Origin of the sequence: Mesorhizobium sp. M1217 (assembly GCF_040318275.1) — a bacterium.
Lineage (GTDB): Bacteria > Pseudomonadota > Alphaproteobacteria > Rhizobiales > Rhizobiaceae > Mesorhizobium.
Window position 1 is genome coordinate 20,527 of the sequence record NZ_JAMYMA010000026.1, and the last position, 14,586, is coordinate 35,112.

Annotated in this window: 16 protein-coding genes and 1 pseudogene; 4 read left to right on the forward strand and 13 right to left on the reverse strand. The window is 61.9% G+C overall.

Features of this window, described 5'->3' with window-relative positions:
- Positions 1-31: 31 nt before the first annotated feature.
- The 5 genes from leuB to leuD form a co-directional block, all read right to left on the reverse strand.
- Entirely contained in the window at positions 32-1,135 is a 1,104-nt protein-coding gene (gene leuB / locus NKH37_RS30730) for a 3-isopropylmalate dehydrogenase (protein ID WP_352495996.1), read from the reverse strand.
- A 140-nt stretch (positions 1,136-1,275) separates the two neighbouring features.
- Complete coding sequence (locus NKH37_RS30735) at positions 1,276-1,626, reverse strand: VOC family protein (RefSeq protein WP_353004167.1); 351 nt, start codon at positions 1,624-1,626, stop codon at positions 1,276-1,278.
- 51 nt (positions 1,627-1,677) lie between these two features.
- A complete protein-coding gene (locus NKH37_RS30740; RefSeq protein WP_023721922.1) occupies positions 1,678-2,061 on the reverse strand; it encodes a RidA family protein in 384 nt (127 codons plus the stop codon).
- Between the two features lie 148 nt (positions 2,062-2,209).
- The gene (locus NKH37_RS30745; RefSeq protein ID WP_353004129.1) at positions 2,210-3,139 is read right to left on the reverse strand and encodes an Ivy family c-type lysozyme inhibitor; all 930 of its coding nucleotides are present in this window, start codon (positions 3,137-3,139) and stop codon (positions 2,210-2,212) included.
- Positions 3,140-3,199: 60 nt separating this feature from the next.
- Positions 3,200-3,805: a 3-isopropylmalate dehydratase small subunit gene (gene leuD / locus NKH37_RS30750; protein ID WP_023721924.1), complete on the reverse strand. Its 606-nt coding sequence runs from the start codon at positions 3,803-3,805 to the stop codon at positions 3,200-3,202.
- A gap of 166 nt (positions 3,806-3,971) precedes the next feature.
- Between leuD and NKH37_RS30755 the strand changes: the two genes are divergently transcribed.
- Positions 3,972-4,397 carry a GNAT family N-acetyltransferase gene (locus NKH37_RS30755; protein WP_352496013.1) on the forward strand — a complete coding sequence of 142 codons (426 nt, stop codon included), beginning with the start codon at positions 3,972-3,974 and terminating at the stop codon, positions 4,395-4,397.
- A 16-nt stretch (positions 4,398-4,413) separates the two neighbouring features.
- Here NKH37_RS30755 and NKH37_RS30760 read toward each other — a convergent pair.
- The 7 genes and pseudogenes from NKH37_RS30760 to NKH37_RS30790 all read right to left on the reverse strand — a co-directional run.
- Positions 4,414-4,579: pseudogene (locus tag NKH37_RS30760) on the reverse strand (IS630 family transposase); the annotation flags it as partial.
- Positions 4,580-4,637: 58 nt separating this feature from the next.
- A complete protein-coding gene (locus NKH37_RS30765) occupies positions 4,638-5,513 on the reverse strand; it encodes an MBL fold metallo-hydrolase (RefSeq protein WP_352481087.1) in 876 nt (291 codons plus the stop codon).
- 235 nt (positions 5,514-5,748) lie between these two features.
- Positions 5,749-6,144, reverse strand: coding sequence for a hypothetical protein (locus tag NKH37_RS30770; RefSeq protein WP_352481088.1), 396 nt, complete (start codon positions 6,142-6,144; stop codon positions 5,749-5,751).
- Between the two features lie 211 nt (positions 6,145-6,355).
- On the reverse strand, positions 6,356-7,522 hold the full coding sequence (locus tag NKH37_RS30775) for an NAD(P)/FAD-dependent oxidoreductase (RefSeq protein ID WP_353042179.1): 1,167 nt from the start codon (positions 7,520-7,522) through the stop codon (positions 6,356-6,358).
- A gap of 31 nt (positions 7,523-7,553) precedes the next feature.
- Entirely contained in the window at positions 7,554-9,053 is a 1,500-nt protein-coding gene (locus NKH37_RS30780) for an ATP-binding protein (RefSeq protein ID WP_502895842.1), read from the reverse strand.
- A 74-nt stretch (positions 9,054-9,127) separates the two neighbouring features.
- Positions 9,128-9,820 carry a response regulator transcription factor gene (locus NKH37_RS30785; protein ID WP_352481091.1) on the reverse strand — a complete coding sequence of 231 codons (693 nt, stop codon included), beginning with the start codon at positions 9,818-9,820 and terminating at the stop codon, positions 9,128-9,130.
- 4 nt (positions 9,821-9,824) lie between these two features.
- Complete coding sequence (locus tag NKH37_RS30790) at positions 9,825-11,378, reverse strand: DUF4153 domain-containing protein (RefSeq protein WP_353042181.1); 1,554 nt, start codon at positions 11,376-11,378, stop codon at positions 9,825-9,827.
- Positions 11,379-11,656: 278 nt separating this feature from the next.
- Here NKH37_RS30790 and NKH37_RS30795 point away from each other — a divergent pair, with 278 nt between their 5' ends.
- Both NKH37_RS30795 and NKH37_RS30800 read left to right on the forward strand, forming a co-directional pair.
- Positions 11,657-12,538, forward strand: a complete 882-nt coding sequence (locus NKH37_RS30795) for an HpcH/HpaI aldolase/citrate lyase family protein (RefSeq protein ID WP_352791707.1) — start codon at positions 11,657-11,659, stop codon at positions 12,536-12,538.
- 24 nt (positions 12,539-12,562) lie between these two features.
- Complete coding sequence (locus NKH37_RS30800) at positions 12,563-12,769, forward strand: DUF1737 domain-containing protein (RefSeq protein ID WP_023721934.1); 207 nt, start codon at positions 12,563-12,565, stop codon at positions 12,767-12,769.
- A gap of 87 nt (positions 12,770-12,856) precedes the next feature.
- Here NKH37_RS30800 and NKH37_RS30805 read toward each other — a convergent pair whose 3' ends face one another.
- Entirely contained in the window at positions 12,857-13,279 is a 423-nt protein-coding gene (locus NKH37_RS30805) for a metallopeptidase family protein (RefSeq protein ID WP_023721935.1), read from the reverse strand.
- Between the two features lie 161 nt (positions 13,280-13,440).
- On the opposite strand from NKH37_RS30805, the gene NKH37_RS30810 reads away from it, so the two are divergent.
- Entirely contained in the window at positions 13,441-14,400 is a 960-nt protein-coding gene (locus NKH37_RS30810; protein ID WP_353004134.1) for an IS1595 family transposase, read from the forward strand.
- Positions 14,401-14,586 lie beyond the last annotated feature (186 nt).

The following is a 14,586-nucleotide window of genomic DNA, read 5'->3' on the forward strand; positions in this document are numbered from 1 at the left end:
AGTCGCCCAGCGGACGTCGACCTACACAGGATCAGCCCAGGAACTTGGCGATGATCGCGTCGCCCATCTCAGCGGTGCCGACCTCGGTCATCCCCGGCGAATGAATATCCCTGGTGCGCAGGCCGTCGTCGAGCACGGCGGCGATCGCACCTTCGAGCTTGTCGGCTTCAGTCACCATGCCGAAGGAATAGCGCATGCACATGGCGAAAGAGGCGATCATGGCGATCGGATTGGCGATGCCCTTGCCGGCGATGTCGGGCGCCGAGCCATGCACCGGCTCGTAGAGCGCCTTGCGCTTTTTTGTCTTCGCATCCGGCGCGCCGAGCGAGGCCGACGGCAGCATGCCGATCGAGCCGGTCAGCATGGCGGCGATGTCGGACAGCATGTCGCCGAACAGATTGTCGGTGACGATGACATCGAACTGCTTGGGCCAGCGTACCAGCTGCATGCCGCCGGCATCGGCGAGCATATGGTCGAGCTTGACGTCGGCATACCTGGCCTTTTGCGTCTGGCTGACGACCTCGTTCCACAGCACGCCCGATTTCATCACATTGCGCTTTTCCATCGAGGTGACGTGGTTCTTGCGCGTGCGTGCCAATTCGAAGGCAACGCCCGAAATGCGCTCGATCTCGAAAGTATCGTAGACCTGGGTGTCGATACCGCGCTTCTGGCCGTTGCCGAGATCGATGATCTGCTTCGGCTCACCGAAATAGACGCCGCCGGTGAGCTCGCGCACGATGAGGATATCGAGCCCCTCGACCACCTCCTGCTTGAGCGAGGAGGACGCCGCCAGCGCGGGATAGCAAATGGCGGGTCGAAGATTGGCGAACAGCTCCATGTCCTTGCGCAGCCGCAGCAGACCCGCCTCCGGGCGCACCTCGTAAGGCACGGCATCCCATTTCGGTCCGCCGACGGCGCCAAACAGCACCGCGTCCGCCGCCATTGCCTTGGCCATGTCGGCATCGGAAATCGCCGCGCCATGTGCGTCGTAAGCGCAGCCGCCGACAAGGCCCTCATCGGTGACGAAATCGCTGCCGAGCTTGTCGTTCATCGCGGCGATCAGCTTCTTCACCTCGGCCATCGCCTCGGGGCCGATGCCATCGCCGGCAAGCAGGAGAAGATTTTTCGAAGCCATGAGAACCGTCCCGATTATTTTAGCGCATGAACGCGGCCTTGCTAAACGCCAAGCGACCGACGCGCAAGCCTGCGGTTCAGAGCATCGGACCCAAAAGTGGCAACCGGTTTTGGGAAAATCCGATGCTCAAGACAAAACGTCTACAGATGCGAAAGGATATTCACCAGCCTGCCGAACGGGTCGCGCACGAAGAAGCGCCGCACGCCCCAGGGTTCGTCTGCCGGACCGTACTCGATGATAAAGCCGGCCGTCCTCATGCTTTCAAGCGAGGCATCGACGTCGTTGACTTCGATAGAGATGTCCGGCACCGGCGTTCCTGATCCCCCTTCGGCCATGAAACTGACCTGCACGGACATCGTCTCTTGCGAGCCATAGGTAGCGATCCAGCCCATATCCATCTTGAGATCGAGGCCGAGCACATCCTGATAGAAGGGTTTTGCCGCCGCGATATCCTGCGTGTCTATGTTTGCAACGATGCGTCTGACCTTCACCATGGGCCGATCCTCGTGCTAACCGTGTCGTTGTCGCAACTGTGACAGGCATCAGGCTGTGCGCCGCAGCGCCGTCACCTCGATCTCGACCTTCATTTCCGGCTTGTTGAGCTGGCACACGATCATCGTTGCTGCCGGCCTGATCTCGCCAAACGCCTCGCCGAGGATCGGGAACACCACATCTACGAAAGCCGCATCGGTGATGTAGTAATGTGCCCGCACCACGTCAGCCATTTCGAAGCCGCCATCTCGCAACGCCTTGGCGATCGTCGTCAGGCAATTGCGCGTTTGTGCCTCCACGGTCTCCGGCATCGACATGGTCGCATAATCGTAGCCGGTCGTTCCGGACACGAAACACCAGTCGCCCTGCACCACGGCGCGCGAATAGCCGGCGGTCTTTTCGAAGGGCGAACCGGTGGAGATCAGTTTTCGCATGGGTCCTCCGCAAATCGTCGCGGATATCTTGCAGGGAACGAGCCGATCCCGCCATGGGCCAGATAGAACTGACGGTTGTTATGAGTCTCCCGCCTCGACAAAGCCCTCTCGTCCAAGGCGTGGTGGTCACTGCGCTTTGCAAAAGTACCTAATTCGCCGACCCCAGCGCCTTGTCCAGCGCTTCCTTGACGTCGGCCGGCCATGTACTCACCGCTGGCCACGCGTCCGGCTCGGGCTTGTCGCCGCGGCGGGCGAAATAGAGCTTGTGCTTGACCGGGTCGACCGCCATGAAGCCGTCATTGCCGCCGCAATCATGCGGCACGCAGCCGCTGGCAAAAAAGGCGCCCGAAGCGGTCTTCTCAGTTCCGCCGCCGACCAGCAGGCTAGTCGCCATGTCGGGCATGTCCTTGCCGAGCAGCGTCTCGGCTAGCCTGTAGACAGCCTCGTTGTGAAAGGCATCGATGATGTTGTCGTATTTCGACGGATCGACGTCCTTCCAGTCGGTGCCCGGCTCCGGCATATAGGTGAGATTGCCCGAGGTCGTCAGCCCGGCCGTCGGCGACCATTGCAGCGCCGGCTTGGAATCGCCCGGCAAAAGATAGGGTACGAAATAGATGGCGCTGTCGGAGATCGCGGCCGGCGGCGCGCCGCATTCGTCCTGCTCGACCGTGACCGTCTGGATCGTGCCGCCTTCCGGCTTCCACACGATCACCTTGGCCGGGCCGCATTGATTGCCGCCGTCGCCGACATCGACCAGCGCCACCTTGACGCCGCCGACCTCGACGATCTTGTCGAAGAAGACGTCGTAATTGCGCGCCAGTTCCTTGCCGTCGAAGGCGAGCACCCGTTCCCCGTACTCCTCCTCCTGGGTGATGGTCAGTTGGCCGCCCTCGAACGGGATCGGCGCCTGTTTGTCATTGTCGGCTAGGGCCGCATTGCTCAACGCGCCCTGGTCGGCGGCCCTGCCGGGCGCATCGTCAGCCGGCACGAGCACCATGTCGGTCTGGGCATGCGCGCCAGCCACCGGCATCAGAATCCACGCCAGCGCGCAGGCGCCGACAAGAAGCGAACGTGTCATGACTGTCGCTCCGTTCAGCCGCCACGAACCCGGCCTGTCGCGGCCGGGGCATCGTACCGCTCAGGCCCAGGGGCGCTCAGCGGCGTTCCTCTTCTCGAACGAAGCGATGGCGCCGGCTTTTTCCATGGTCAGGCCGATATCGTCGAGCCCGTTGAGCAGGCAATGGCGCTTGAACTCGTCGAGGTCGAACTTGACCACGCCGCCGTCAGGCCCACGGATTTCCTTGGCCTCCAGATCGACCGACAGCGTCGCGTTCGAACCGCGCGAAGCATCGTCCATCAGTTTCTCAAGATCTTCCGGGCTGACGGTGATCGGCAGGATGCCGTTCTTGAAGCAATTGTTGTAGAAAATGTCGGCGAACGAGGTCGAGATGACGCAACGGATGCCGAAATCGAGCAGCGCCCACGGCGCATGTTCCCGGCTCGAGCCGCAGCCGAAATTATCGCCGGCGACCAGGATCTGCGCCTTGCGGTAGGCCGGCTTGTTGAGCACGAAGTCCGGGTTTTCCGAACCATCGTCCTTGTAGCGCATTTCGGCGAACAGGCCGGTGCCGAGTCCGGTGCGCTTGATCGTCTTGAGATAATCCTTGGGGATGATCATGTCGGTGTCGACATTGACGATCGGCATCGGCGCGGCGACGCCGGTGAGCTTGGTGAATTTTTCCATGTCCTTGCCCGTCTTCTTCTTGTTGCGGGAAATTGCTGGCGCCCGGTTTACACAAAGCCGCGGGCAAATAAAAGGCGGCTGTTTTTGGACCTCCGTCGTCGATCGAAACGCAAGATCGGTACAAAACAGCTTCAAAACCACCGGCCCATGGTGCACTTTTGTCGACATGACAACGCGATCCAAGGTCCTCTACGCCAGCGAACCGGGTCTCGGCATCGCCGAGTTCCGCCGCGTTCTGGTGGAATCCGGCCTCGGCGCCAATCGCCCCGTCGATGACGACACCCGATTGAACGCGATGCTGTCAGGGGCCAATTTGGTGCTCACCGCGCGTCTCGATACAGAAGGCAAGCCGCTGGTCGGTGTTGCCCGCGGTGTTACCGATTTCTCGTGGGTCTGTTACGTTTCCGAGCTCGCCGTTTGCAAATCGGCGCAAGGGCTCGGCATCGGCAAGGGCCTGCTTGATGAAGCGCGCCGGCAACTCGGGCCTTCCGTTGCCATAAGCCTGATTTCCATGCCCGACGCCGTCGGCTTTTATGAGCGCATCGGCATGAAGCGCGTGTCGGACGCGTTCTGGTTCGACCGCAAGCGCTGACGCGTTGCCTTGCCAGCTAGTGGATCGAATCTAACGTTTGGTGCCCGCGTTTGACCGCGGCGGCGATCCTGTCGGGGTCGGCGGTCCAGATGAAGGGTCTGGGCTGCTGGTTGTGCTCGGCGAGGAAGGGGTAGATTGCCGCCCTGGAGGTCGACCACCGAGTGAAAGACGCCGCGCTTGAGCGGCGCTTCGACAAGTGCGGGTGGCCGAGGGCGATCGCCCAGTCGGCGTCCTCGGCGATTACGGCGGCTGCTGATCCTCGAACCAGAATGATGACTGGCGTCGCGAGATGGTTCCCACCGACGGCAAGGGAAAATGCGACGTCATTACGATGCGGCCATTGTCCGAGCAAGCCTCCAGGAATGCCCATCTCGTCCGACGTGCCTGGTCAGGGTCCGTGTCGTACCGAAAGCTCCAGTCAGGGTATATGCATTGCATCGGCCAATGCATAAGATCGCCGGAAAACACTGCCCCTACGCCTCGAGATTTCAGGCCGATGGCTACGTGCCCCGGGGTGTGGCCCGGCGTCGGTTCCAGCCACACTTCGCCATCGAGTTCATAATCCATATCGACAAGCACAGCCCGACCAGCCTCGACGATTGGCAACACATTGTCCTCATAGGTCCGATCTTCGTCATCACCGGAGGCCGCCTGTGCGGCCTCGAACTCGCGCCGCGCCATGATGTAGCGGGCGTTCGGGAATGTCGGTATCCAACGCCCGTCCACCAATCGTGTGTTCCAACCGCAATGGTCGACATGAAGATGGGTGCACAGCACATAGTCGATCTGCTCGGGAGCAACACCTGCATTTGCCAGGCGCTCCAAAAAGGTGCCGTCATTGCGGCGATGCCAATGGGGGAAGTATGCGAACGTCTTATCGTTGCCGACGCAACTGTCGACCAGAATGGTGTGGTGTCCGGTACGAACAAGAAAACTCTGGATGGGAAGAATAAGCCGGCCGGTTGCAGGCGATATTAATCGCGGCGTGAGCCAATGAAGATGCGGTTCGAGCGCTTCATCGGTGCAGTCGGGAAACCATTCCGACGGCGTCCGCAGAGGGTCGCACATCTCCAGAATTCTGGTTATCCAGATATTCCCGATTCTCCAGTCATCCACTGACTGCATCCTTCTTCGATCGAGGACGGATCGCTAGAGATAACATTTGCGGCCAGATGGCGTCAGACATTTCTGCCTGTAGGAGAAGGAGCGCTCGCGATGTGGCCGCGCTCACGATCGGGTACCAAGCGTTAGAACTTAACCACTAGTGGTCGAAATCTCACGCTTGGTTCCGGGGCCGTAAGCCCGCTCAGGGTGGAAAGCGGACGCTACCATGTACTTTTTGGCAAAGCGCTCAGTGCGCGCGTGACGCAAGGTGAATTTCAAGCGGCTTTGAGATGAGGCCTTTATCAACGATGGCTTCAAGCGTCTGCTTCGTCAGACTGATATCGTCATATTGCTGCGGAACCGACAGAATTAACCCACCCTCTTCGGGCGTGGCATAAAACACTACATAGCCTTTCGCCTCACCGGCGAGAGGGAAGGCGATAGTATTGATTTCAGTATCCATTACTCGCTTGCCAAAAAAATAATTGGCACGATTATTCTGCTGACGTAATTCAAACTCCTGATGCTGGAGAACAGAGTATATACGTTTGTTCTCCGGTGACTCAGGGTCGTTGCTGCATCCAGAGAATGGGATAATTGCGAACATCAACACTGAAAGTGCTTTCCAACTAGTGGAGGTCAAGTCAAATTCCTGCTTTCCATGGCTCTTTAAGTATCTGCCCTAGATGTCCGAAATGAGTCGGCAGCGGTATTCCGTTTCGGGTACCAAGCGTCAGGTTTTGACTACTAGCGTGCGGACTTTTGATATCGGCGGGACAGCCTCCCCTCTGTCCGGCAGGACAGAGGGGGTGGGCGGGAACTCGACAGAGCGGCTTATTCTGGGCGGCCTTCCCTCAAATCACGTTCAATTCACGAAACGCCCGCCCCTCAGCGACACGGCTATACCCAAACGCCGAGCAATCCACCGTGCGATAGCCGCCATGGACGATCAGTTCGGCCAGCGCTTTGCCGACCGCCGGCGCCTGCTGCAAGCCGTGGCCGGAAAAACCGTTGGCGAAGAAGAAATTGCCGACCTCGGGATGCGAACCGATCACCGCGTTCTGGTCGAGCGTGTTGTAGTCGTAATGGCCGACCCAGGCGCGCGTCGGCTTGATCGCCTCGAAGGCTGGAATGCGGGTCGCCAGCACCGGCCAGATCACCTCTTCGAACAGCGGCCAGTCGGGTTCGAAATCTGTGGGGTCGGCGGGGCCTTCGCCCTCTTCCGGCTCGGCGCCGCCGGTGATGTAGACCGAACCTTCCGGCCGGACATAGATGCCGCTCGGGTCGACCAGCAGCGGCATGTCGTCATATTTTTCGCGCGCCTCGAAGACGAAGACATTGCGCTTGCGCGGCTCCGCCGGCAGCGCCAGCCCGGCCATTGCTGCCACCTTGCCGGCATTCGGCCCGGCAGCATTGACGACGATGCCGGCCTCAAGCCGCTCGCCATTTTCGAGGGTCACACCGGTGACGCGGCCGCCTTGCCGCTCGATGCCGGTCACCGACGCCGTGATGAAGTCGATATCCTTCGTCCGCAGCGCCTTGCGGAACAGCATCAGCATCGCATGCGCGTCGAACCAGCCCTCGCCGCTGCGGCCGTAGGCCCCGGCAGTGATACCTTCGGCCGATAGCCACGGAAACCGACGAACAAGCGCCTCGGCATCCTCGAGCACGATGTCGGCGCCCTCGGCCATCTGCGCCTCGTGGTTGGCCTGCAGGATAGGCAGCCCGTTTTCGCCGGCAAGGATCAGATAGCCGCCTTCGCGAAAGCCGATATCGGCGTCCGCCCCGAATTCTTCCTTCAACCGCCGGAACAGTTTCAGCGTGAACTGCGACAGCCGGATGTTTTCAGGGATCGAGAACTGCTGGCGGATGGAGGCGCAGGACAGCGTTGTCGCCGCATGGGAAAATTGCGGGTCGCGCTCGACAACCGCGATCGGGCCCGAAAACCCTTCCTCGCGCAGATAATAGGCGACCGAGGAGCCGACGATGGCTCCGCCGATGATGATGATGTCGTAATGCACCTTTTTCGCCCTTCCGGTCTGAACCGCCGAGTCACGCCGCCGGCAGGATGATCTCGAAGCGCGTGCCGCTCGCCGAGTCAACCAGCCGGATCGTGCCATCATGCGCTTTCAGGAGGGCCAGCACGATGCCGAGGCCCATGCCGGTGCCGCCGGAATCGCGGCGCGTGGTGAAGAACGGCTCGAAGATGCGGCCTCGGTTGCTGGGCGAAATGCCGGCGCCGTCATCGTCCACCACAATGGTGGCCTTGCCGTCCGCGCTTGCTGCCGTGACCGAGACCAGCGTCGCGCCGTGTCGCGCCGAATTGTCGATGAGATTGGCCAACACGATCGCGGCGTTTTCGGCCGATATGCGCAGGCCGATATCGGCGCCCGCCTCGAGGCGCACCGCCAGCCTGTGGTCGGCCGGCAGCAGCGCCAGTGCCGGAGCGAGTGATGTGCCTTGGCCGCTGGGCTCGAGATTTTCGGCACGCGCAAGGTCAAGCAGGCGGCGCACCAGCAGATTGAGCCGGCCGGCATCGGTGACGATATTGTCTGAAAAACGCCGCCGCTCGGCCTCGTCCATCGCGCCGCCCGAATCGCGCAGCAGTTCGGCTGCCCCCTGGATCGCCGTCAGCGGCGATTTGAGTTCGTGCGAGACGTGGGTGGCGAAGGTCTGGATGCTGTCGGAGCGCGCATGCAGCTTTTCGGCCATGTCGAGGAAGGCCGCGGAGAGCGCCGCCATTTCGCGCGTGCCGTGGTGATCAAGCGGCCTGATCGCCTCACGGTCGCCGGCGGCGATGCGCTCGGTGCGCTCGATCAGTGCATAGATCGGCCGGCTGACGGTGCGCAGGAAGACCAGCCCGATCAGCAGCGTGCCGCCGAGGATGGCGATTGCCGCCAGCGCCACCTTGCCGCGCTCGCCAAAGAGATGCTTGACGATGTTGTTCGGCGTCCGCGACAGATAGACCACGCCGGCGACCTTGCCGGAGACCGCAACTGGTATGGCGACGAAGACGCGGACTTTGGTGCCGCGGCTGACCGAATAGAGCGGCGGCGATGGCTGGTCGGGAACCCGCAGCCTGAGCGCGCTGGCGTAGCGGCCGGCAAGCGCTGCGCGAACCTCTTCGACCGCGGCGAGCGACAGGCCGGCCTCCTCGCGGCCGGCAATGACCACGCCGCTGGGATCGAGCAGCCGAAAGCCGGCCAGCGTGGTTTTCTGCGTCTCGGCAAGAATGCCCGACAGCCGCGCGCCGATTGCCGCGAAGGCAGGATCGACGCTGGCCGCTGTGGCCGCGGGCCGGGTCGGCAGTATCCTGTCGGACGCAAGATCGAGGCGCGGTTCGATCGGCTGGTAGGCAGAAGCCCGATCCCTTGTACTGGGTGGAGGCATGGGTGTGCCGAGCTTTTCCGGGGCAAGGCCGGCCTCACGGACCTCTAGCGCATAGATCGCGGCAAGGGCGGCACCTTGCGCGATCAGCTCGGCCTCGGTCTGGCGGATCAGCTGGTTCTCGTACAGCCGGAAGAAGAACAGGCCGGCCAGCGGCAGTGCCATCACCATGATCAGGATGGCAATGACGACCGTGGCAAGCCGTGGCCGCCATTTGCTGCCAATCCGTTCTTGGGCGCTCACGCGCCGCATTTGCCGAGCCGGAAGCCGACGCCATGCACGGTCTCGATTGCATCGACGCAGCCGACCGCCGCCAGCTTGGCGCGGATGTTGCGGACATGGCTGTCGACGGTGCGGTCGGCGACGTGGATATTGGCAGCATAGGCATTAGCCATCACCATGTCGCGGCCGAGCACATGCGCGGGACGCGCCAAAAACCCTTTCAGGATCGCGAATTCGATGCCCGTCAGCACCAGCGGCTTGCCGTCGAAGCTGGCTGTATGGCTTGCCGGCACTAAGGCCAGTCTGCCATGCGAGAATTGCCGATCGTCGGCATGTTCGGGCGCAGGCCGGGCGCGGCGCAGGATGACGTTGACGCGGGCGACCAGCTCGCGCGGGCTGAACGGCTTGGTGACATAGTCGTCGCCGCCCATTTCCAGCCCGAGGATGCGGTCGATCTCTTCATCCCGCGCTGACAGGAACAGCACCGGCACGTCGGATGTGTGGCGCAGCCGCCGGCACACTTCCAGCCCGTCCATTTCCGGCATGCCGATGTCGAGCACGACGAGATCGGGCGCGCGGCGTTCGATCGCCTGCAAGGCAGCCGCGCCGTCCGGCACCGCCAGCGTCTTCATGCCGGCCTTTTCGAGCGCGAAGCAGATGATTTCGCGAATGTGCGGATCGTCGTCGGCGACCAGTATGTGGTGCGGCATCAAATCAGCGGCCCGGCATGAAGGGTTCGGACATCGGAGGAACCACGAACGGGATACGTGTGTCGAGAGCACGAAGGCGCCGCCAGTCGCGAAAGCTCCAGGCGCGCCAGTTTTCTAGGCCGACGCGGTAGCGGGCCTCGTCCTGCCCAAGCAAACGGGCGAGTTCGCGGTACGAGGAAACGCTGGCCGCATTCGTCCTGCCCTGATGCTCGAGGAAACGGTCGAGCGCCGGCCAGGCGCTGGGACCGAGCGTACGCAGATACCAGAAATCGAGTTCGGTGCCTTGGCCGGTCATTTCGAATGAGTGCTCGACATTGTAGTTGGCGATCAGCGCCGCGAAGTTCACGAAGCAGCAGGCATAGAGCGTCATTGAAAGCGTCAGAAGATTGGCGGAAAGCAGCCATTCATTGGATTTTTCGAACGCGATGCGGGCGATGATCAGGGCAAGGCCCGCCGCCACCAGTCCCATCCAGACGAAGGCGGCGATGCGCCAGTAGGTCAGCGCGTAGATGCCGATATAGAGGTCGAGCCGCAGGATCGACGAGATGACCAGCACGATGTTCTGCGCCACCCAGACGTAGACCAGCCGGCGGATGAGCGGATCGCTGGAGGTCGTGCTGCCCGGCCGCAGCGCCGCTAGGACGAAGCCAGCTGCGAGCAGCGCTGTGATGATCAAGGGATAGGCGCCGCGATGCGCATAGGCGGCGTAGGTCAGCCCGTCGGGAAGCGCGATGCCGCCCCACAGATAGGTGGCGTCGAGCGCGGTCTGCATCGCGAAAAGGATGTTGAAGACGACCAGCGCACGAAGAATCGCGGCCTTGCCGAAGATGATGTCCTCGATCGCCTTGGCGGGTTTTGTCGTCGCCCGGCCGACAGGCACAGGCGACAGCACACGCGGAATGGAGCGGAGAAAGCGCGGTAGGCGCGGGCGCAGAAAGGCCCAGACGCCGACCAGCACGAACAGCCAGAAGGCGAGACGCGGCAGCTGGATGAGCTCGAGCAGTGCCATTAGGTCGATCAGCGACAGCCAGTATTCGACGACCGGATTGGCGGCGCCGAACAGCGCGAGAAACACCGCGCCGAGGCTTAGCGGCATGACCCAGACGGCAATCGTCGCAAGGCGCACGCGCCGTCGGCCAAGCTGCCGGGCCGCCTTGCGCCAGCGAAAGAAATCCAGGACGAACCGAAAGGGCGTTGCAAGCAGGAATAGCGAGAGTTGGCCGGCAATGCGGGCAACCCCGTGGTTCAACCGCCCGGCCAGCGAAAGCGCGAAGACGGCCAGCGCCGCCAGCCCGATCGAGACGGACAGCGCACTGACATTTTCCGCGACCGGCAGCAGCGCCACAAGCAGCGCAACTGGCTTGAACCAGGGCCTGCCATCATTGAAGGAGCCGAGAGGATGGACAGCCATGCTCGTGGTGGCAATCGCAACGCCGAACAGGAAAAGCGTGATGCCGGCCGGTTGGCTATAGAAGAAAAAATCGGCCAGCGCGACGAGCAGGACGGCAACGCCGAAGCGGCTGCAATAGCTCGGCGCCGGCGTGAGGAACGCTGTCATGATCGGGCTTTCTCGGCCGCTTTGATGCGGCCGGAATATCTGGGCGGGGATTTGCGGACGAAAGGGAGGAGGTTTGCCGGGGGCGGATCGACAAGCCACCAGCTGTCGCGGCGAAGCCGGTATGGCAGGGACCAACGGCAATTTGTTTGCTCTTGCATGCCGCCCTTGTCGCATTCTGTCGGGTGGCAAGCGGGGCGGAGACGAGGAGATTTTCCGAAATTGCGTGCAGTTTTTATGCACGGCTTGCCTCGGCCGTCTGCAGGCGGCATAGATCGGACATGACTGCCGAACCCTCCCGCCCGCGCCGCTCGGTGCTTTACGTCCCGGCTTCGAACGACAAGGCATTGGCCAAGATCCGGTCGCTGGCCTGCGATGCCGTCGTCATCGATCTCGAGGACGCCGTCGCCCCGGCCGACAAGCTTTCCGCGCGCGAAAAACTGGCGGGGATTTTCGCCGGCCGTTCCAACCGGCGCTGCGAGATGGTTGTGCGCATCAATGCGCTGTCGAGCGAATGGGGCGCCGACGATCTGCTGGCTGCGGCAAAATGCGCTCCCGACGCCATCCTGCTGCCCAAGGTCGACACGCCGCGCGACATTCTCGAGGCCGGTGACGTTCTCGACGACAATTTTGCGCCGGACGAGGTCAAGCTATGGGCGATGATGGAGACACCCAAGGCGCTGCTCAACATCGGCCCGATCGCCGAGCTTGGCCGCGACCCAGCCTCTCGACTGGTTTGTTTCGTTGCCGGAACGAATGATCTGGTCAAGGACACCGGAATTCTCACCACGCCCGACCGGCGCTATCTCGTGCCGTGGCTGATGCAGATGGTGCTCGCCGCGCGCGCCGGCAGCCTCGACCTGCTCGACGGCGTCTTCAATGATTTTAGCGATATGGACGGGTTTGCGCGCGAGTGCACGGAAGCGGCCGCCATGGGCTTCGACGGCAAATCGCTGATCCATCCGGCCCAGATCGAGGCCGCAAACCGGGCCTTTGCGCCGTCGCCTGAAGCGATAGCCGAGGCGGGCGCGATCAAGGATGCCTTCGCGCTTGCCGAAAATACCGGCAAGGCGGTGATTGCGCTGAACGGAAAGATGGTCGAGCAGCTGCATTTGGCGCAGGCCGAAAAACTGCTGGCGAAGGCCGCCGCTGTTCGCGCATGATTGCAACTCACGACGGGATTGAAAATGAAACTCTACCGCTTTTTGTCCGGCCCGGACGACGCCAGCTTCTGCCACAAGGTGACGGCGGCGCTCAACAAGGGCTGGCACCTGTTCGGCTCGCCGACCTATGCCTATGACAAGAATGCCAAGACCATGCGCTGCGGCCAGGCGGTGGTGAAGGACATCGAAGGCCAGGAATACGGCCCCGACACCAAGCTCAGCGACTGGTAGCGCTGACATCGCTTCGGGTGCCCGCGAATGCGGGACATTTCTGGACGCTGGCGCGAAGGAACGCTGCGCTCTCCAGTCAAAACGACGTCACTCCGCTGCCTCTTCGATCTTCTCCATATCATCGTCCGACAGGCCGAAATGGTGACCGATCTCATGGATCAGCACATGGGTGACGATGTCGCCCAGCGTCTCCTCGTTCTCGGCCCAGTAGTCGAGGATGGCGCGGCGGTAGAGCGTGATCCGGTTCGGGCCTTCGCCGGTCTGCGGATTCCAGCGCTCGGCGATGCCGCGCCCCTCGAACAGGCCGAGCAGGTCGAAGGGCGTTTCCAGCGAAAGGTCGTCCATGATCTCGTCGGTCGGGAATTCGGCGATCTGAATGACGATCTCGCCGGTCAGCTTGCGAAACTCCTCCGGCAGATGGGCATAGGCCTCCAGCGCCAGGAGCTCGATTTCCTCCATCGTTGGCGAAAGCTGGTCGTGCCAGATGCGTGTTTGGTAGATGCGAGCCATGCTTTGTCCTTTGATCCCGGCATATAGGCTTTCGGGCCGGACTCGGCAAATGGTCGGGCTGGAGCGCCCGGACCATGCCATCAAGGCAGGAATAAATTCCTAATTATATACTTGACAAAGTAAGCGCCTCTTGGGATAAATGATTCCAAGGAGTTAGCCCAATGCGCCTCGACAGCCCGATCTTCCAAGACGCCGACGCCGCCCGCATCCATCTGGAAGCGCAGCGCTGGCCGTATGGCCCGAACTGCCCGCATTGCGGCAATGCCAATCCCGACCGCATCACCAAGATGGAAGGCAAGGCTCATCGTCCCGGCCTGTACAACTGCATGGAATGCCGTGAGCAGTTCACCGTCACTGTCGGCACCGTGTTCGAGCGCTCCAAGATCGCCTTGAACAAGTGGCTTCTGGCGACGTTCCTTATGGCTTCGTCAAAGAAGGGCATGAGCGCTCACCAGCTGCACCGTATGCTTGGCGTCACCTATAAGACGGCTTGGTTCATGGCGCACCGCATTCGCGAGGCCATGAACGAGGACGTTCAGTCATCTGGCCCGTTGGGCGGCGAAGGCAAGACCGTCGAAGCCGACGAAACATACTATGGACGCCGCGAAGATGGCTATGTTTCGCCGGAGCGCAAAGGCCGTCCTTATCTGAAGCGCAAGAAGCCCATGAAGAATGCCGTCATCGGTCTGGTCGAGCGTGGCGGCAAGGCTCGCATGTTCCATGTCCAGCACGCTACCAAGGTCGCCGTGCGCGATATTTTGGTCCGCAACGCCGACCGTCAATCGACGCTCTACACCGACGAAAGCGCCCTCTATCCAGTTACTCGCCGCGAGTTCTCCAAGCACGATACCGTGAAGCATTCCGCCGGCGAATACGCTCGCGGCGACGTGCATACGAACACCATCGAAAGCGTGTTCTCAGTCTTCAAACGCGGCATGGTCGGAACTTATCAGCACTGCGGCGAGGCTCATCTGCATCGCTATCTTGCCGAGTTCGATTTCCGCTATAACCGCCGTACTGCCTTGAACGTTTCGGATACGGAACGTCATGATCAGTTGCTTGCCAAGATCGAAGGCAAGCGCCTTACCTATCGGCGGATTGGTGAAAGCCCGAACGCTTAAGCAAAAGGCGCAAAAGCTACTTCGGAAGCGAAGGAAGAAGCCCCTGTGAAAACCGGGCATGGCGGCTTGTAGGAGTCGTCGCGCGTATTCGGATCAACTAATGTCTGATTCGGTCTAACTCCAGACCGGCTGCGGGACGCGCCCTGAACGGGCGGGGCGCTATCCCGCGTTCCGGTTAACCGGGGA